15 protein-coding genes are annotated in these 18,067 nt (G+C 66.0%); 12 read left to right on the forward strand and 3 right to left on the reverse strand.

The window, feature by feature from the left end:
* Positions 1-874: 874 nt before the first annotated feature.
* The 10 genes from EJP67_RS14715 to EJP67_RS14760 all read left to right on the forward strand — a co-directional run bounded on the left by EJP67_RS14715 (position 875) and on the right by EJP67_RS14760 (position 12,548).
* Positions 875-2,059 carry a polysaccharide biosynthesis/export family protein gene (locus EJP67_RS14715; RefSeq protein ID WP_126022449.1) on the forward strand — a complete coding sequence of 395 codons (1,185 nt, stop codon included), beginning with the start codon at positions 875-877 and terminating at the stop codon, positions 2,057-2,059.
* Positions 2,056-2,511: a low molecular weight protein-tyrosine-phosphatase gene (locus EJP67_RS14720; protein WP_126022450.1), complete on the forward strand. Its 456-nt coding sequence runs from the start codon at positions 2,056-2,058 to the stop codon at positions 2,509-2,511. Before EJP67_RS14715 ends, EJP67_RS14720 begins: the two co-directional genes overlap by 4 nt.
* The gene (locus EJP67_RS14725; protein ID WP_126022451.1) at positions 2,508-4,769 is read left to right on the forward strand and encodes a polysaccharide biosynthesis tyrosine autokinase; all 2,262 of its coding nucleotides are present in this window, start codon (positions 2,508-2,510) and stop codon (positions 4,767-4,769) included. The genes EJP67_RS14720 and EJP67_RS14725 overlap by 4 nt, the downstream gene beginning before the upstream one ends.
* A gap of 269 nt (positions 4,770-5,038) precedes the next feature.
* Complete coding sequence (locus EJP67_RS14730) at positions 5,039-5,818, forward strand: sugar transferase (protein WP_276312254.1); 780 nt, start codon at positions 5,039-5,041, stop codon at positions 5,816-5,818.
* A 131-nt stretch (positions 5,819-5,949) separates the two neighbouring features.
* Positions 5,950-7,050, forward strand: a complete 1,101-nt coding sequence (locus EJP67_RS14735) for a hypothetical protein (RefSeq protein ID WP_240650659.1) — start codon at positions 5,950-5,952, stop codon at positions 7,048-7,050.
* Complete coding sequence (locus EJP67_RS14740) at positions 7,047-8,195, forward strand: polysaccharide pyruvyl transferase family protein (protein WP_126022452.1); 1,149 nt, start codon at positions 7,047-7,049, stop codon at positions 8,193-8,195. The genes EJP67_RS14735 and EJP67_RS14740 overlap by 4 nt, the downstream gene beginning before the upstream one ends.
* Positions 8,196-8,217: 22 nt before the next feature.
* Positions 8,218-9,303, forward strand: a complete 1,086-nt coding sequence (locus EJP67_RS14745; RefSeq protein ID WP_126022453.1) for a glycosyltransferase — start codon at positions 8,218-8,220, stop codon at positions 9,301-9,303.
* Entirely contained in the window at positions 9,300-10,571 is a 1,272-nt protein-coding gene (locus EJP67_RS14750) for a glycoside hydrolase 5 family protein (protein ID WP_126022454.1), read from the forward strand. Before EJP67_RS14745 ends, EJP67_RS14750 begins: the two co-directional genes overlap by 4 nt.
* A 4-nt stretch (positions 10,572-10,575) precedes the next feature.
* Entirely contained in the window at positions 10,576-11,832 is a 1,257-nt protein-coding gene (locus EJP67_RS14755; protein WP_126022455.1) for a lipopolysaccharide biosynthesis protein, read from the forward strand.
* Between the two features lie 35 nt (positions 11,833-11,867).
* Positions 11,868-12,548, forward strand: a complete 681-nt coding sequence (locus EJP67_RS14760) for a phytanoyl-CoA dioxygenase family protein (protein WP_126022456.1) — start codon at positions 11,868-11,870, stop codon at positions 12,546-12,548.
* A 7-nt stretch (positions 12,549-12,555) separates the two neighbouring features.
* On the opposite strand, the gene EJP67_RS14765 is transcribed toward EJP67_RS14760, so the two are convergent.
* The 3 genes from EJP67_RS14765 to alr all read right to left on the reverse strand — a co-directional run bounded on the left by EJP67_RS14765 (position 12,556) and on the right by alr (position 15,545).
* Positions 12,556-13,407, reverse strand: coding sequence for a hypothetical protein (locus EJP67_RS14765; RefSeq protein WP_206169499.1), 852 nt, complete (start codon positions 13,405-13,407; stop codon positions 12,556-12,558).
* A gap of 256 nt (positions 13,408-13,663) precedes the next feature.
* Positions 13,664-14,428 (reverse strand): hypothetical protein, encoded by a 765-nt coding sequence (locus EJP67_RS14775; protein WP_126022457.1) that lies wholly within the window; start codon positions 14,426-14,428, stop codon positions 13,664-13,666.
* A gap of 13 nt (positions 14,429-14,441) precedes the next feature.
* On the reverse strand, positions 14,442-15,545 hold the full coding sequence (gene alr, locus EJP67_RS14780; protein WP_126022458.1) for an alanine racemase: 1,104 nt from the start codon (positions 15,543-15,545) through the stop codon (positions 14,442-14,444).
* Positions 15,546-15,744: 199 nt separating this feature from the next.
* On the opposite strand from alr, the gene lplT reads away from it, so the two are divergent.
* Both lplT and EJP67_RS14790 read left to right on the forward strand, forming a co-directional pair.
* The gene (gene lplT, locus EJP67_RS14785) at positions 15,745-17,049 is read left to right on the forward strand and encodes a lysophospholipid transporter LplT (RefSeq protein ID WP_126022459.1); all 1,305 of its coding nucleotides are present in this window, start codon (positions 15,745-15,747) and stop codon (positions 17,047-17,049) included.
* Between the two features lie 113 nt (positions 17,050-17,162).
* A complete protein-coding gene (locus tag EJP67_RS14790) occupies positions 17,163-18,056 on the forward strand; it encodes a DMT family transporter (RefSeq protein ID WP_126022460.1) in 894 nt (297 codons plus the stop codon).
* The last annotated feature ends 11 nt before the right edge of the window (positions 18,057-18,067 follow it).

Genomic DNA, 18,067 nt, shown 5'->3' on the forward strand with positions numbered 1-18,067 from the left:
TCGGCACAATATTTCTCCCTGATTCGCACCTTTGTGCGGCCCTGCCCGGCCGGGCATGAACTCTTTTTTCTGATTTATTCCGATCTTTGCGGCAATCCGGGCCGGTTTCAATGATCGAAATATGAGACATTCTCCGTCACCCGGAATTCCTGAAATTGCAGGGCAATACGAAAGTCTTGCCTGTCCCTGAGCAAATCGGAACCTGCACGGAATACGCGCCCAATTAGCCTGAAATCATTCCGGGCCCGATGGAACGGCATTGCACGCACTTGGTGCCTGCAGCCCCGGCGCAGGGCGCCCGATTTCAGGATTAATCAGAAAAACGTACTTCCGCGCCTGCCTCCGAGTTATGTACGGCCGCGACGCCGTTTCGAAGTAGTTTGTTGCCTCCGGCAGGCACATTGATGCTACCGCCCCACGGCTTGTCAGCCATCTCCTACCGGGACACATTTCTTTACAAAATTGAACGCAATATCAAAAACCCTATGGAACCTGACTTTGTGGAGCGAAAACCACAATCTCCCGGCTGTCCAGGGTAATAAATAGGTCGCAAGTTTCGGCTTTCCAGAGTGCCTGAAAAACAGGCATTCCGCACCCCCTTTCCCCAGTGAAAACAGGGCTGCGGGCAACTCGCCTGCGCATAACCCTGTGCATGGCGTGGTCGACGCACGAATAGACACGTCATTTGCGTCTACTCCACCAAAAAGTCGCCTTGCGAAGGCAGCGACAATTCGCGCTCTCGCTGGCTCGCCGATAAATCGCCGATGCCCGGATTAACTCTTCCTCAATAAAAAGAATTAACCGGCGCAATCGACGCAAATCAGGCTCGGGCTTTGCATGGGCAATCGCAGTTATTGAAATAACCAAGTTCGCAATGGAGTTCCATTTGTCACGCTACCTGTACCTGACGGGTTGGAGTGCCGCCCTCGCCGGGGCGTTGGCGCTTCAGGGCTGCGCGCCGGGCTTCGGCTCGGTGGTGGCCTACGAGCCCGACCAGAGTCCGGCGCCGGCCCTGTCGGCCGACGGCATGCCGGCCGAAGGGGGGCTGGTGCCGATCTCGCCTGGCCTCATCCGGGCGATGGCCGACGCGCGGCCGACGGCGGTGCCGCCGGACGTGAAGGCGCTGTTCGGCGAGGCGCCGGTCTACACGATCGGGCCCGGCGACGTGGTGGGCGTCGTCGTCTACGACCATCCGGAGCTGCTGCCCCACGCCGGTGCGGTGATCTCCCAGCAGGTGGATCCCACCGGCATCAGCGTGGCGCCCGGCTTCATCGTCGACGCCTCGGGGCAGATCAGCTTCCCGTACATCGGGCGCGTGAAGATGCAGGGCCTGACCGAGATCGAGGCCTCCGACCTCATCGCCAGGCAGATCGCCAGGTACATCAAGGACCCGCAGGTGACGGTGCGCATCCAGTCCTTCAGGAGCCGCCGCGCCTTCGTCGAAGGCGAGGTGAACTCGCCGGGGCTGCAGATCTTCACCGACGTGCCGATGACGCTGGCCGAGGCACTCAACCGCGCGGGCGGCATCACGGCCGCCGGCGACCGCTCGTTCATCACGCTCACGCGCGGCGACAAGACCACGCTCATCGACCTGCCGAAGCTGCAGGACATCGGCGTCGGCGCCAGCCGCATCCCCTTGCACAGCGGCGACGTGGTGCAGGTGCGCAACCGCGACGAGAGCAAGGTGTTCGTGACGGGCGAAGTGCTCAAGCCTTCCGCGCTGACCATGCACAACGGCAGGCTCAGCCTCAGCGAGGCGCTGGGCGAAGCCGGCGGCGCGAACCTGGGCACCGCCAACACGGGGCAGATCTACGTCGTGCGCAACACCGGCGGCGGCAGCAATGACGCCGGCAGTGCCAGGAGCACGCCGGCCATCTTCCATCTCAACGCGAAGAACCCAGCCGCGCTCGCGCTGGCCGACCGCTTTCCGCTGCAGCCGCGCGACGTGGTCTACATCGACTCCGTGCCGCTGGTCACCTGGAACCGCGTGGCCAGCCTGATCCTGCCGGCGACGCAGGCGCTCTACAACACCGACCAGGTCTACATGAACCACCGATGAGATCCGTGCTGACCGTCTGCATCGGCAACATCTGCCGAAGCCCCATGGCCGAAGGCCTGCTCGCAGCAGGACTGCCGGGGCTGCGCGTGTTCTCCGCGGGCACCGGCGCGCTCGTCGGCCGGCCGGCGGACGCCACCGCGCGCAAGCTCATGCATGAGCGCGGCGTCGACATCTCGGGCCACGTCGCGCAGCAGGTGAGCCAGCTGCTGTGCCGGCAGGCCGACCTGATCCTGGTGATGGACCGCGACCAGCGCCGCTACCTCGAGTCGACCTACCCCTTCGTGCGCGGCAAGGTGTTCCGCATCGCCGAGTTCGAGGGGCACGACGTGCCCGACCCGTACGGGAAGGACGAGGCCGCGTTCGAGCACGCCCTGGCGCTGATCGATGCCGGCGCGCGCGCGTGGATCGACCGCATTCTGAAAATCACGAAACCCGAGCAGCAACCGACATGAACGCACCCCAGCAAGCCGCGCTGCCGCTGCAAGCCATGGAAGAGGATGGCGATGGCATCAACCTGGCCGAGTACCTGGACATCCTGATCGACAACCGCTGGCTGGTCGCGGCCATCGCGCTCGTCGCCGTGCTGCTGGGCACGGCGTACGCCTTTCTCGGCAAGCCGGTCTACGAAGGCAACGTCGCCGTGCAGGTGGAAGACACCGGCAACTCGGCCGGAAGCTTCCTGGGCGACGCAGCCTCCTCCCTGCTGAGCGTGAAGACGCCGGCCGCGGGCGAAATCGAAATCCTGCGCTCGCGCGCCATCCTCGGCAAGGCGGTGGAGAACACCAAGCTCTACATCAGCGCGCGGCCGCGCTACGCGCCCTTCGTGGGGAGCTGGCTCGCACGCCGCGCCACCGAGCTGTCCGACCCCGGCTTCATGGGCCTGTCCGGCTACGTGACGGGCACCGAGAAGATCCTCGTGCCCAGGTTCGACGTGCCCGCCGACTTCGAGGACAAGCCGTTCACGCTGACCCTGGGCACCGACGGCCAGTACGAGCTGAGCAACCCCGACATCGATACGCCGATGAAGGGCCGCATCGGCACGCTGCTCGAGGCCAAGGTGCCGGGCGTTCCCAACGGCAGCCTGAGCCTGATGGTCACCAGCATCGAGGCCAGGCCCGGCGCGCAGTTCGTGCTCGTGCGCTCGTCCAGCCAGCTCACGCTGCTGGCGCTGCAGGACGCGCTCAAGGTGGTCGAGAAGGGCAAGCAGTCGGGCGTGCTCGACGTGAGCTGGAAGAACCCCGACCCCGAGAAGCTCACGCAGCTGCTCAACGAGATCGGCCGGCTCTACGTGCGCCAGAACATGGAGCGCAAGGCCGCCGAGGCCGAGAAGACGCTGGGCTTCCTCGACGGTGCGCTGCCGCAGTTCAAGAAGCAGCTGGAGCAGTCGGAAGACATCTACAACCGCTACCGCAACCAGAACGGCACCGTCAGCCTCGACGACGAGGCGAAGAACGCGCTGACGCAGACGGTCGACCTGCAGTCCAAGCTGCTGGAGGCCGAGCAGAAGCGGCGCGAGCTCACGTCGCGCTTCACGAACGAGCACCCCAACGTGCAGACGCTCGACGCGCAGGTCGCCGCATGGAAGAGCGCGCTCGCCACCGTCGACGCGCGCATCCGCAAGATGCCCGAGCTGCAGCAGAACACGGTGCGCATGCAGCGCGACATCAAGGTCAACACCGACCTCTACGTGTCGCTGCTCAACAGCTCGCTGCAGATGCGGCTGGCCAAGGAAGGCAAGGTCGGCAACGTGCGCCTGCTCGACGAGGCCATCGTTCCGGAAGAGCCGGTGTGGCCGAAGCGGCCGCTGGTGATCGCGCTGGCGGCGATCCTCGGGCTGGCCGCCGGCTTCGGCGCGGCGGTCGCGCGGAGTTCCTTCTTCGGCGGCATCCGCAATCCGGCCGAGATCGAGAGCCATACCGGCCTCAACGTCTACAGCAGCGTTCCGCTGAGCGCCGCGCAGCGCACCATCGACAGGAACATCGAGAACAAGGTGGCCGGCAGGCACGTGCTGGCGCACCTGCAGCCGGAAGACCCGGCGGTGGAAAGCCTGCGCAGCCTGCGCACCGCGCTGCAGTTCGCGATGCTGGAGGCGACCAACAACCGGCTGCTCATCTCGGGCGCGACACCCGGCGTTGGCAAGACCTTCGTCTCGGTCAACTTCGCGGCGATCACCGCGGCCACCGGCAAGCGGGTGCTGCTGATCGACGCCGACCTGCGCAAGGGCCGGGTCAGCCAGTTCTTCTCGATCCCGCGCTCATCCGGCCTGTCGGAGCTGATCGCCGGCACGCTGGACTTCAAGCAGGCCATCCGCCCTGGCGTGCTGCCCAACCTGGACATCATGACGACGGGGGTGCTGCCGCCGAATCCGGCGGAGCTGCTCACCAGCGAGTCCTTCGTTCAGGTGCTGGAACAGCTCTCGCCGCTGTACGACCTGGTCGTCATCGACACCGCCCCGGTGCTGGTGGCCGCCGACACCGCCTCGGTGGCGCCGCTGGCGAGCACCCTGCTGCTGGTGGCGCGCGCCGAGAAAACCCAGCTCGGCGAATTGAATGAAACCGTCAGAAGGCTCGCCCATGCGGGCAGAACGGTAAATGGCGTAATTCTGAATGCTATTGATTTAAGTCGCCGCCACGCTGGAAGCGGGGGTTACAAATATGGCGCTTACAAGCAGTTGCAATACACATACAATACCAACAGGGATTCCACTTAGACCGCCTGAATTGGAGTTAAATTCAAAATCATGCGGTGGGCCTCCAACCTCCCGCATCGATTAAATACTCAAATAGTATTCAGCATAAAAAGGCACTACAAATGATCTTTAATTCATTGGCACTGCCTTCATCGAGTCATTTGGCCGCGCAATAGTTTCTGCATCGCAGACGCTAAAGAGGCATTTGTGCGGGTAGTGTCGGCCAAAAACACAGGGCCATAACCGAGGATCTGCGGGCAATTGCCCGCATGAGGAAAGGTGCGTCAAAAATGAAAGCATTTCGACGGGAAATCTTGTCGCGCTTCAAACCCGGATGGAAAAATCCCATGGGAAATCTCCATCCCGAAGAATCGCTCGTACCGCAGGGCTGGGACCTTGCCGACGCAGGTGCCGAAATGTCCCGCGGCGGATCGCAATCCGGAATCAACCATTCCCCATTGCTGAAGGTCGCGAAAAGATCGGTGGACATCGGCGCCGCTCTTTTTTTCTTCATCGCATTCGGCTGGCTTTTCGTATTGCTCGGACTGTGCGTCTTCGCGAGTTCGGGAGCACCAGTGCTCTATTACCAGCCGCGGTACGGAAAGAACGGACGCGTATTCCGCTTCTACAAATTCCGCTCGATGATCGCCAATTCGGCGCAGGTGCTGGAAGAGCACCTGAAGAACAATCCCGAGGCGCGCCGCCAATGGGACGAATACCAGAAACTGGACGACGATCCGCGCATCACCCGTTTCGGCAAATTCATCCGCAAGACCAGCCTCGACGAATTGCCGCAATTCTGGAACGTGCTGGTGGGCGACATGAGCCTGATCGGCCCTCGCCCCTGCATGCTGGAGCAAAAGGAGCTCTACGGCCACAGCTGGTCGCACTATTGCGCCGTGCGGCCCGGCATCACCGGCCTCTGGCAGGTCAGCGGGCGCAACCAGCTGACCTACAACGCGCGCGTCGCGCTCGACGTGAGGTATGTCGAAACCCTTTCCGTCGGGAAGGACGTGGACATCTTCTTCAGAACCATCTGGGTGGTTGCCGCCGGTCACGGGTCGCGGTGAATTCCACCGCCGGTCCCGGGTGACCGGCTCCGGCCGCGCCGGCCGGAGTACGCCTTTCATGAAGTCCACGCCACAGGGCCGGACAGAACTTCTTTCGCTTTGGAATTGATCGGATCGGAATCCACATGCCGATGAGCCACGCCATTCCCGCTCCGGCGGCGCCGGCACGGGCACCCGCGACGACAACGACAGGAAGAAGGGGCACGCGCCGCTTCAACCAGTACTCCGTTGCCGGGGTGCTGATCGTGTTCGTCTACGTGATCATCTATGCGTATTTCCGGGAAATGCTCCCCGAGAAATGGAGCGTGGACTCGGCGAAGATCCTCGAGATCCTGAATTACGGCGGAACGGACGAAATGGACAATTCGTTCGCCGTCACGGCCGCGCTTTTCAGCATCATCGGGTCGGACAATCTCGACGTTTTCACCTGCATCAGCAGCGCGATATTTCTTTTCTTCGCGACACGCAATATCCGCCGGGCCGGCGATTTCTTCTCCAGGCTGCTGCTGATCGCGCCTTGCATCATGCTGAACATGTTCGCACCGTCGAAGGAGACGGTGGTGCTCATCATGACCATGTGCATCACGGTGACGACAATCTATTCCCGCACGTCCAAATTTCTCACCGTCGGCGCATTTATCGGTCTTTACGCAATTTATGGAGTTTTTGTCCGGAATTATTATTTGCTGATCGTCGGCGCATTCTTCGCCGTGCATTACCTCTGGCGGCGGCCGCTCAAATACCATTTGCTGGCGGCAATCCTGGCTGCCGGCGCGATCATGGCGGCCCCCTCCAATATCCTGCAGACGCTGCAGTCGCCGCGCGACACCTCCAATGCCTATGCGGAGCAGATCGGCAGCGACAACCGCACGGCCTTCACCAATATCGCCTCGCCCGCCACCGGCCCGGGCTTTCTGGTGAATTACGTGTACGCCGCGACGGTGCTGATCACGCCCGTTCTCTATTTCCAGACACCCAGCGACGCATTCATGCAATTGATGATCGCGGCGATGCTGGTCATCCTCTACAAGGCGCGGCGATGGTCGAAGCGCGATCCGACGCAATTCGAGCCACGCTTCTTCGGAAGTCTTTTCGTCGCGCACATCCTCGTTCAATTGATTTTCGAACCGGACCTCGGCAGTTTCACCCGGCATCTGACCTCCGTGATGCTCTATCTGATCGCCATCAAGGTCGCGGGAAATAAAAGGCTTATTCCGGGTATTCAAAGATGAAAAAGATCCTGATCTGCGCGGTGCCGTTCAGCGACAACCTCGGCGACGGGGTCATCGCGGCCTCGCTGGCCCATATCGCGGCCATGAAGTATCCCGACGCGAAGGTCGAGTTCCTCGACATCGCCGGGCGCGTGGCCTTCGACGAATCCAACCTGCGCGGCGGCGGCGCCTTCGGCGTTTTCCAGAAGCTGCCTTCGCTGCTGCGTTCGGCAATCGTTTTCGCCTACTGCCTGAAGAACTACCTGCTGAGCTGGCGCAGGCAATGGCAGGCGGCGGTGGCCGATGCCGACCTGGTGCTGATCGGCGGCGGGCAGCTCTTCTGCGACGTGGCGCTGAATTTCCCGTCGAAACTCTTCTTCCTGGGCCGGCTGCTGCGCGGAAAGAGGGTGGCCGTGGTGTCGGTCGGCGTCACCGGCAAATGGTCTTACTGGGGACAGTGGCTCGTCGGCAAGTTCCTCCAGAACGCCGCGCCGGTCTTCTACGCGACGCGCGACGTGGATTCGGCAAACAACCTGCACGCCTTCTTCCGCATTCCGCGCAGCCGCATCAACGTGGTGCCCGATCCGGCGCTGGTCTGCGCGAGCGCCTTCTCGGAAGAACTCTCCCCCGAGAAGAAGTGGGACGTGGGCATCTGCGTCAGCAGCCTCGACGCGCTGGTGATGAATTCCGAATACGGGGGCAAGCGAGCCGGCGGTTCGGCCGAATTCTTCTCGGGCCTCGCGCAGGCATTGCGGGCCGAGGGCGCGCGGGTGCTGTACTTCACGAACGGCGCGGCGGAAGACAACCGGGTGCTCGCCGAGATCTCCGAGCGCACCGCCGCCGCGGACGACTTCTCCTTCGCCGTGCCGAAGCGCCCCGACGACCTGGTCACGCTGATCAGTGCCTGCTCCTGCATCGCGGCGCACCGGCTGCACGCGAACATCGTCGCCTACAGCCTGAGCATCCCGTCCATCGGCATGAACTGGGACAAGAAGGTCGAATCCTTCTTCCGGCTCACGAACCGCACCGAGTTCCTGTTCGGCCTCTCGCCGCGCCACGACGAGCTGAAGGCATCCGTCCTGAACCTGCTTCGGGAACGCAACGATCCGCGCCGGCTGGACGAGCTCCAGGCCGAAGTCATCGCCGGCACCCACGCAATGATCTGAGCCAGCCAGGAGCGAAGAAGCCATGAAAGTCCTGCACGTCGCGGAAACGCTCAAGGGCGGGCTGGAGACCTATCTCCGGATCGTCTCGAACTTCCAGCGCAACTCGCCGGAGATCAGCCAGGTGAAGTTCATCCTGCCCGGGCAGGTCGACTGGCTGAGCCCCGAGAGCGCGCACGTGGTGCCCACCGCGCGCAGCCCGCTCTCGCTGGTGGGCTATGCGAAGCGGGTGAAGAAGATCATCGAGTCGGAGCGGCCCTCGGTGCTGCACCTGCACAGCTCGATCGCCGGCGGCATCGTGCGATCGATGGCGCTGCTGGGCCAGATTCCGCGCGAGGTGAAGATCGTCTACTGCTCGCACGGCTGGGCCTTCGACCAGGCGGCGTCGAGCTACAAGAAGTCGGCCTACCGCTGGATCGAGCGGCTGCTGTCCTCGCGCAGCGACGCCATCATCTGCATCAGCCGCCACGAGGTGCGGATCGCGGCCGAATCGGGCATCCGGCGCTGCACCTGCATTCCCAACGGCATCGATTCCGTGAACCCGGCGCCAGCCCCCGCTCTCGAGCCGCCGCCGCCCGCGGACGCCGGCAAGCCCGCGCCGCGGACCATCCTGTTCGTCGGCCGGCTCGACCGCCAGAAGGGCATCGACCTGCTGCTCGACGCCTACGCCCGCGTGCGGCCCGACTTCAGGCTGATCGTGGTCGGCGACGCGGTGCGCAAGGACCTGCAGCTCGCGCAGCCCGAGCGGGTCGAGTTCAAGGGCTGGCTCGAGAAGGACGCGCTGGACGCGGTCTACCAGTCCTGCGACGCCATCGTCGTGCCCTCGCGCTGGGAGGGCTTCGGCCTCGTCGCGGTCGAGGCCATGGCCAGGAGCAAGGCCGTCTTCGCGTCCGCCGTCGGCGGCCTCGTGGACATCGTCGAGAACGATCGCAGCGGCCGGCTCTTCGAGCTGGAGCACATCGACCAGATGCTGCGCGAGATCGACCGCATGCCCGTCGAGACCCTGCGCCAGATGGGCCGGACCGGGCGAAGGATCTTCGAGGAGAAGTTCACTTCGCAGCGCATGAACACCGCCATCGTCGATCTGTACAAGGAGTCGGTACTGCCATGAAGAAGACCATCACCAGCCTGCTGGGCGCCCTGCTCTTCGCCGCAGCGTCGATCGGCCCGGCCCACGCGCGAGGCATCGGCACCCTGAGCTCCGAATACCCGGTTTCGCTGAGCGTGCAGATCGACCCCGCGACCATCACCGACGAGGACCTGCACGAGATCCGCGCCGCCGGCTTCGAGTTCGTGCGCTTCGGCGTGCGTCCGCCGATCAAGAGCGTGAACCCCGCGATGACCGACTATCCGAAGCTGATCCAGCGTGTGCGCAAGGCGAAGCTCAACGCCATCGTGACGCTCTTCGGCGGCAAGGAGATCTGGGGCCACGAGCCCGGCGACATGCGCAGCGGCGGGGGCAGCGACACCGCCAGCAAGGAGAGCCGCTTCGCCGACTTCGCGGCCGGGTTCATCAAGGTGCACTCGGCCGACGTCGCGGTCTGGGAAGTGTGGAACGAGCCCGACAACAAGACCTTCCTTCAGCCCGCCCTGGTGCCGGACTTCGGCGCCGCCTCGTCGGCGCTGTGCGAGAAGCTCGCGCAGCAGCAGATCCGCCCGGACATCATCGTCGGCTTCGGCTTCGCGAAGCTGCCCTTCGTCGGCGGCAGTGCGGGGAAGGTGCCTTCGGAGCTGGAAGATGCCTTCGTCTCGGCCGCGCGCAGCGACTGCCTGACGGACATCTCCATCCACCCCTACCGCTCCGTGCCCGAGACCGCGCTGGCCGACTACCAGAAGCTGCGCGCCCAGCTCGACCGCCGCCAGCTGAACAAGACCGGCATCGTCGCCTCCGAATGGGGCTACGCCTCGTACATGCCCGTGCGCAACCAGGGCGCGCAGGCGTCGCTGATCTTCAGGGAGTACCTGATCAACGCCGCGGCCGGCATCAAGCTGCTGAACCTCTATTCGTGGCGCGACCGCGGCCAGTCGTACTTCTCGAAGGAAGACAACTTCGGCATCAAGTCGAAGGCCGGCGAGAAGAAGGAGGCCTACTCGGCGCTCACCGAGTTCCTGAAGATCGCGCGGCACTCGCAGAAGGTGTCCTACGACGACGCGCGCAGCGCGAGCCGGCTGGTGCTGCGCCGTGGCGAATCGATGCTGCACGTGGTCTGGACGCAGGGTGCGGAGCAGAGCGTGTCGGTGCCCGCGGGCGTCGGCGCGAAGTGCACCCGCGTCGACTTCTTCCCGCAGATGCGCGAAGGCAGCTGCGGCAGCCGTTCGGGCGAGGGCTTCACCGTGAAGGCGACCTCCAGCCCGGTCCTGCTTTCCATCTCGGGCTAGGTGGATGAAGCAGCGACTGTCAGGACTCAGGAAACGCCTCGGCGGTCCCATCTATGCCGTTGCCGACCAGTGCATCTACAGCGCCAGCCAGCTGCTGCTCAGCTTCGCGCTGGCGCGCGTGCTCTCGCCCGCCGACTTCGGCGTGGCCTCCGCGTTCCTCGCGGTGATCAGCTTCCAGTACATCCTGCACATGGCCATGGTGCACGAGCCCCTGCTCATCCGGCGCTACTACGCCGACCGCTCCACGGCGTGGCTGACGTGGGCGCTGGTTGTGCTGTTCTCGCTGCTGGGCTTCCTCGCGTGGCAGATCGCCGCGTTCCCGGGGCAGCTGCAGTGGGTGGGCGTGGCGCTGATCGTGGGCTACGAGATCTTCTGGATCTCGCGCAGCCTGCTGCTCGCGGGGCGGCGCTATGGCGTGCTCTGCGTTTCGGGCGCGCTGATCGCGATCGGCTATGTCGTCGTACTGAACGCCGAACGGCCCGCGAGCTGGAAGGAAGCCCTGCTGCTGGTTTCCGTGCTGCAGCTCCCCTTTCTCTATCTGGTGCTCGCGAACACGCGCCACACGGTTCTTCCGCTGCCGGCCGCGAAGGACGACCGGGGCCTGACGGCGCGCGAATCGATGGCCTACGGCTGGAAGGCCAGCCTCTCGCAGTTCATGAGCTGGATCATGACCGGCGGCGCCATCCTGCTGCTGGGCTCCTCGGCCGATGCCGAGCAGGGCGGCCTGCTCAAGATCTACATCACCTTCCTGCTGCCGATGCAGTACGTGCTGTCGGCGCTGGGCTACTACCTGCTGCCGCAGCTGGCGGCCAGCTGGAAGTCGGCGGACGCAGCGCAGAGGAAGAAGTCCTTTCGCGACTTCACCGGCTTCGTGCTGCTCGGTTTCCTGGTCGCCGAGGCCGTGGGCGTGGCGCTGGGCCTGCTGGGGCCGCGCCTCGTGGTGCTGGCCTTCGGCGCGAACTACAGGGACATGGACTTCTCGCCCTTTTTCTACGCGCCCGCGATCTTCGGCCTGACCATGTGCCTGCGCACCGGCTTCAGGGCCGCTTCGAAACCCGGCGCCCTGCTGCTGTGCTCGGTGGTCGGCGCCGTGGTGTTCGCCGCCGCGATGCTCGCTGCCGGACGGCCCGTCTCCTACATCCAGACCATCCACGCCATGACCTGGGGCTTCGCCTGCATGGCCGCGCTGATGGTCGGCTGGCTGCTCTTCCTGGTGCGGGCGAGCGGGGTGGATGGGAACAAAGGGGAGCAACGCGCCTGATGCCCGAAGGGCCGGCGCCGGACGAGGAGATCCTGATGAGCAACCCACTGCTTCGCGGCGTGAGCTTCGACGAGCGCCTCCGGTTCCTGCGGGACGGCGTCGTGTGCCTGCGCGGGATCGTCTCGCCCGGGTGGATAGAGCTGGCGCGTGACGGCATCGAGCAGCGCCGCGACGGCCTGCTGCAGCGCGTGGTGTCCGAATCGGGTGCCAGCGAGATCGCCGGCCAGCTCACCGTGACCCGCCGGCTGCGCTGGATCTGCGACCAGCTGCTCTTCGACAAGGACGTGAGCGCCGCGACCGCAACACCCTGGCACCAGGACATGTCCTGCGGCCTGGCCGACAGCCACCGCATCGTCCACCTGTGGATGCCCGTGGACCACATGCCGCGCGAGACCGCGCCGGAGGTGGTGCGCGGCTCGCACCTGTGGAAGACGGGTTACCGCCGCAGCGGCTGGATCGGCCCCACGGACGACGAAGCGCTCGCGCCCGAGCTGCCCGACATCGAATCCAACCGCGGCGCCTTCGACATCGTGGGCTACGAGGTCGACCCGGGCGACGTGGTGGCCTTCAACCACCGATCGCTGCACCACTCGGGGCCCGTCATGAGCTTCGGCGAGAAGCACCGGGCCTTCGCGATCCTGTGCGCCGACGACGAGCTGCTGGCGCTGGGGCTGAACCGGCGGCCCGCGGCCATGCCGGCGTTCCGCGCGGCCTAGGACGCGTTTACCAGAACTTCTCGGGCGTGGCCGAAAGCGTCTCGGTGCAGCGGGTCACGGCCTTGGCGCGCTCCTCACGCAGCCGCTGCCAGTTGTCGGCCTGCCATTCACTCCACGCGACCGGCTCCGACTGATAGAAGCACGAGGCCGGCGGACGCATGAAGCCCGCGCGGCCGAGCTCGGCACCGAACTTCAGGCGGAACAGCTCGTCCGAGCCCGTCAGGTTCTCGTAGACCAGGTGCCAGGCGCCCGGAAGCAGCGGCGTGTCCGCCACCGCCTGCACCTTGCGCGCCTCCTCGATCTCCTCGGGCGCGGAGCCGTCGGTCAGGGCCGTGGCGTAGGCGGCCTCGGCACGCTTGCGGTAGATGCCGGTGGCGACCTTGCTGAGCGCATCGCTCAGCTCGCCGATGGCGGGGTTGACGCCCAGCGGGTCGTCCTTGAGCGCCTCCAGCGTGGCGCCGCCGAGGTCGTCCTTCGAGAACCCCTGCGCACCGACGCTCACGCCGCCCGTGATGACCGACAGCGCGATGTTCAGCGCCACCTGCCCCGCGACGTTGTTCATCGTGTTCTCGCGACGGACCACCCGAAGCTGTTCGATGCCGGGCTTGTAGTTGCCGCGGGCGAAGCGCACGCGGGTCTGGGGTGCCGGCGACGCGGCGGCGGCGGCCGGTGTGGGTGCGGCCGGTTCCATCGGTGCGGCCGGCACGATGGGCGCATCTGCGACGGCCTCCGTGGCTTGCGATCGCTGCGGGTCCGCCGCCGCTGCATCGGATTCGGCATGCGCCGATATGGCGGCGACCGCCAGCGCGATGCCGCATGCGCGCCATGCGGCGCGCGCTCCCTGTTTCTTCGAGATCATGTGAATGAAATTCCTCCCGGCGCGGATTGTCTCCGAACCCCCGGGGGCCAGCGTCCACAGCACGGCATCGAGCACACGCTCATGGTCCCGCGGACGGAGCTGGAGCCGGTCGTGCAGCTTGTGCTCAGCGCCTTCGAGCCGCACGACCTCGTACTGCGCCAACGACCGGGCGCACGCACACACGTCCTCGACCCGCCCAACAACCGCTCCATGGCGCCCAGGTGCAGGGCGCTGGTCGATCACCTGATGGGCGCGCTCAGCGCTTCTTCAGCAGGACGCGCACCGCCTCGGGCAGGGAGTTGACCTGCGGCATGAAGTGGTCGAGCAGCGCGCCCAGCGCCACCGCGCAGATCACCGCGCCAAGCAGCGGCTTCCAGGTGAGCCGCACGGCGGCCATGAGCCAGCCCTCGCGCGCCATGCGCACCGCGGCGCGGGCCGAGACGTAGGAGAAGGCAATTTCGATGGCCACTGCCAGCAGCGCGTCCCAGCTGAAATACAGCAACACCAGCGAGCCCGCGCCGAACAGGATGGCGGCGCAGATCAGGAAGATGGCGATCACCGGGATGACGACGACCGCGCCCTCGTCGGCGCCGCCGGCCACGTCGAGCGCGCCGCTGGCGATGTCCGAGAGGCCGCTGCCGCTGCCGCCGCCACCGTCGCCCGGGGCTTCGCCGATGCCCGTGTGGCCGTGCGAGCCGCTGCCGCCTCGTCCGCCGCCGAACTCGAAGTCGGGCGCATCGACGTTCAGATCGAGCCCGCGTTCCTCGACCAGCCGCTTCGCCCACCAGCGCAGCACCAGCAGGTAGCCCAGGTACCCCACGCCCAGCGTGAGGAAGTAGCGCACCGCGAGCGAATCGACGTGCAGCAGGTGCATCTGCAGCGCCGACACGCCCCACATGAGCAGCAGCGTGAAGCTGCCGATGAGGATGCCGTGCGTGCGCAGGCTGTACTTGCGGTGGAGCTCGCGCTCGACCTGCGTTTCCCAAAGACGCACGGAGCGCCAGTTGGAAAGGATCTTCACGGCTTCAGGGTGTTCAGGCAGCGTCCGCCATGTCGGCGAACGGCACGCGCTGCGCCACCGCGCACATCAGCTCGTAGCCGATGGTGCCGCCGGCCCTGGCGACCTCGTCGATGGGCAGCACGGCGCCGGTCTTCGCCGACCTGCCCCACAGCGTGACCTCGCTGCCGAACTTCGCGTCGGGCACGCCGGTGAGGTCGACGGTGATCATGTCCATGCTCACGCGCCCGACCATGCGGGTGCGCACGCCGTTCACCAGCACCGGCGTGCCGGTGCCGCAGTGGCGCGGGTAGCCGTCGGCATAGCCGACCGCCGCCACGCCGATGGTCATGGGGCCCTCGGCGGTGAAGTTGGAGCCATAGCCGACGGTGTCTCCTGCCTGCAGCGTCTGCACCGACAGGAGCTGGGTCGACAGCGTCATGGTGGACTGCAGCTGCCAGTGCGCCGCGTCGTGCTGGGGAAAGTCGGGCGCGCCGCCGTACAGCATGACGCCGGGGCGCACCCAGTCGCCCCGCGTGAGGTCGGCGTGGCGCAGCGTGGCCGCGCTGTTGGCGATGGAGCGCTCGCCCGGCAGGTCGCGGGTGGCGCGCTCGAAGACCTCCAACTGGTGGGCGATGCCGCGTTCGCCGTCGGCGTCGCTGAAATGGGTCATGAGCGAGATCTCGTCGACCTGGGTGAGCGCGTTGAGGCGGGTCCAGGCGGAGCCGAAGCGCTCGGGGGTGAAGCCCAGGCGGTTCATGCCCGAGTTCATCTTCAGGAACACGCGTTGCGGCTTGAGGGTCTTGTGGGCGGCGAGCATGTCGATCTGCTCGTCGCAGTGCACGGTGTGCCAAAGATCGAGGCGCGAGCACAGCTCCAGGTCGCGGGCCTCGAAAACGCCCTCCAGCAGCAGCACCGGGCCGCGCCAGCCGAGGGCGCGCACGCGCTCGGCCTCTGCCAGGTCGAGCATCGCGAAGCCATCGGCGCCTCGCAAACCCTCATAGACCCGCTCGATGCCATGGCCGTAGGCGTTGGCCTTGACGACGGCCCAGACGCGGGCTTCGAGGGCCGAGCGGCGCGCCCGCTCGAGGTTGTGGCGCAGGGCTTCGGTGTGGACGGTGGCGAGGATCGGGCGCGGCATGAAGGGTTTCCGGAGAAGGCTCGGTGGGAGCTCGGGGACAATGCAGACCACGTTTTAGCATCTTCGGGAATGGGGTCGAACACGGTGGTGATGCGGGATTGCGCGTCGCACCCCCGTGCTATAACCGCCCATTCGCCCTCTACGCGACACTTTTTCACTACCGCCAGCAGACCTATTCCTCTGGCCAGCCAGCCCATCGATGAAGCGCGGTTTCTACACGATCATGTCGGCCCAGTTCTTTTCGTCGCTGGCCGACCAAGCGCTTTTCGTTGTTGCGGTCGACCTCATGCGCAGTTCGGGCGCGCCCGAATGGCAACGCGCGGCGCTGGTGCCCATCTTCGCCGTCTTCTATGTGGTGCTCGCCCCGCTGGTGGGCGCCTTCGCCGACGCCCTGCCCAAGGGCAAGGTGATGTTCATCAGCAATGCCATCAAGGTGCTGGGCTGCGTGATGATGCTCTTCGGCTCGCACCCGCTGCTTTCTTATTCGATCGTCGGCCTGGGCGCTGCGGCCTATTCGCCGGCCAAGTACGGCATCCTCACCGAGCTGCTGCCGGCGTCGCAGCTGGTCAAGGCCAACGGCTGGATCGAAGGCCTGACCATCGCGTCGATCCTGCTGGGCATCGTGCTCGGCGGCGCGCTGGTGGGGCATGCGGTCTCCAGCAAGCTGCTGGCCTTCGACCTCCCGCTCATCGACACCGGCATCGACACGCCGGCCGAAGCAGCCCTCGCGGTGCTGATCTTCGTCTACATGCTGGCGGCCTGGTTCAACACGCGCATCCCGCATACCGGCGTCGAGATGCGCCCGCTGCGCGCCAACCCCGAACAAGGCCTGCTGCGCAATGTCGCGGCGCTGCTGCCCGACTTCTGGCACTGCAACGCGCGACTGTGGCGCGATCGCCTCGGCCAGATCTCGCTGGCCACCACCACCCTCTTCTGGGGCGCGGGCGGCAACCTCAAGTACATCGTGCTGGCATGGGCCTCGCTCGCGCTGGGCTACAACACCACGCAGGCCTCGGCGCTGACGGGCGTGGTGACCATCGGCACCGCCGTGGGCGCCATCGTCGCCTCGATGCGCATGCGCCTGGACATGGCCACTCGCGTGATCCCCATGGGCATCGCGATGGGCCTGATGGTGATCTGCATGAACTTCATCGGCAACGTGTGGCTGGCGGTGCCCTTCCTCATCCTGCTCGGCGGCCTGGGCGGCTTCCTGGTGGTGCCGATGAACGCGCTGCTGCAGCACCGCGGCCACAACCTGATGGGCGCAGGCCGCTCCATCGCGGTGCAGAACTTCAACGAGCAGGCCTGCATCCTTCTGCTGGGCGGCTTCTACAGCGTGTGCACGGGCCTCGGCCTCTCGGCCTACGGTGCCATCAGCGCCTTCGGCCTCGTGGTGGCCGGCTGCATGTGGATCATCAAGCGCTGGCACGAGAACAACCTCAAGAAATATCCCGAGGAAGTGGAGCACCTGCTGGCTATTGCCCGTAGCGACAAACACCACTGACTCCCCCAGGCTTCGCGCACTTCGTGTCGCTACGCCACCCCCCTCGCCCGGGGGCGACACCGGAGGCCCGGCAAAGCCGGTTCCTCGGTGTCCCTTGAAGAATTCGCGCCCCAATGCCCGCACTCGCCTTGCTGCTGAACGCCTTCGTCTGGGGCGTCTCCTGGTTCCCCTTCCGCCAGATCGCGGGCCACGGGCTGCATCCGCTGTGGACCACCTGCCTGATCTACCTAGCCATCGCCGTGCTGATGGGCATGCTGCGCCGGCATGCGTGGAAGGGCTTCGCGGCCTTTCCGATGCTGGTGGTGCTGGGCCTGGCGGCCGGCTTCACCAACGTGGGCTTCAACTGGGCTGTGACGCAGGGCGATGTGGTGCGCGTTGTGCTGCTGTTCTACCTGATGCCGCTGTGGAGCGTGCTGCTGGCCTGGCTGCTGCTCGGCGAGCGGCCCACCGGCGGCGCGCTGGCGCGCGTGGCGCTCGCGCTCACCGGCGTGGCGGTGGTGCTGAAGGCGCCCGGCACCGACTGGCCCGTGCCTTCGAGCCTGCCCGACTGGCTGGGCGTGGCAGCGGGCTTCGGCTTCGCCGTCACCAACATCGCGCTGCGCCACCTGCGCGAGGCGCCGGGCGAATCGCGCGCGCTGGCGATGTTCTGCGGCTGCACCTTCGTGGCCGGCGTCGCGGCGCTGATCGGTACCGCGCTGGGCGTGTTCGATTCGCCGCTGCACGCCTCGCCGGGCTGGCTCGGCTGGGCCGCGCTGCTGGGCACGGCCTTCGTCTTCGCCAACGTGTGCCTGCAGTACGGCGCGGCACGGCTCACGGCCTCCGCGACCTCGGTGATCATGCTGTCGGAGGTGCTGTTCGCAAGCGTGTCTTCGGTGGCGCTGGGCGCGGCCCAGATGGACCCGCGCATCCTCGTGGGCGGCGCACTGATCGTGCTGGGCGCCGTCTGGGCGGCGTTTGCGCGAACGCCCGCACGGCGCGATGATCGCGCCTCTTCTTCTCCTTCCTGACGAGGACACAG

Source organism: Variovorax guangxiensis (genome assembly GCF_003952165.1).
GTDB classification, from domain to species: domain Bacteria; phylum Pseudomonadota; class Gammaproteobacteria; order Burkholderiales; family Burkholderiaceae_C; genus Variovorax; species Variovorax guangxiensis.

Bases quoted from the DNA above. Each gene is read 5' to 3' on its own strand.
- EJP67_RS14720 (WP_126022450.1), top strand. From the start codon at position 2,056: ATGAGATCCGTGCTGACCGTCTGCATCGGCAACATCTGCCGAAGCCCC.
- EJP67_RS14745 (WP_126022453.1), top strand. From the start codon at position 8,218: ATGAAAGTCCTGCACGTCGCGGAAACGCTCAAGGGCGGGCTGGAGACC.
- EJP67_RS14790 (WP_126022460.1), top strand. From the start codon at position 17,163: ATGCCCGCACTCGCCTTGCTGCTGAACGCCTTCGTCTGGGGCGTCTCC.
- lplT (WP_126022459.1), top strand. From the start codon at position 15,745: ATGAAGCGCGGTTTCTACACGATCATGTCGGCCCAGTTCTTTTCGTCG.
- EJP67_RS14725 (WP_126022451.1), top strand. From the start codon at position 2,508: ATGAACGCACCCCAGCAAGCCGCGCTGCCGCTGCAAGCCATGGAAGAG.
- EJP67_RS14750 (WP_126022454.1), top strand. From the start codon at position 9,300: ATGAAGAAGACCATCACCAGCCTGCTGGGCGCCCTGCTCTTCGCCGCA.
- EJP67_RS14740 (WP_126022452.1), top strand. From the start codon at position 7,047: ATGAAAAAGATCCTGATCTGCGCGGTGCCGTTCAGCGACAACCTCGGC.
- alr (WP_126022458.1), bottom strand. From the start codon at position 15,545: ATGCCGCGCCCGATCCTCGCCACCGTCCACACCGAAGCCCTGCGCCAC.
- EJP67_RS14730 (WP_276312254.1), top strand. From the start codon at position 5,039: ATGAAAGCATTTCGACGGGAAATCTTGTCGCGCTTCAAACCCGGATGG.
- EJP67_RS14765 (WP_206169499.1), bottom strand. From the start codon at position 13,407: ATGATCTCGAAGAAACAGGGAGCGCGCGCCGCATGGCGCGCATGCGGC.
- EJP67_RS14715 (WP_126022449.1), top strand. From the start codon at position 875: ATGGAGTTCCATTTGTCACGCTACCTGTACCTGACGGGTTGGAGTGCC.
- EJP67_RS14760 (WP_126022456.1), top strand. From the start codon at position 11,868: ATGAGCAACCCACTGCTTCGCGGCGTGAGCTTCGACGAGCGCCTCCGG.
- EJP67_RS14755 (WP_126022455.1), top strand. From the start codon at position 10,576: ATGAAGCAGCGACTGTCAGGACTCAGGAAACGCCTCGGCGGTCCCATC.
- EJP67_RS14735 (WP_240650659.1), top strand. From the start codon at position 5,950: ATGAGCCACGCCATTCCCGCTCCGGCGGCGCCGGCACGGGCACCCGCG.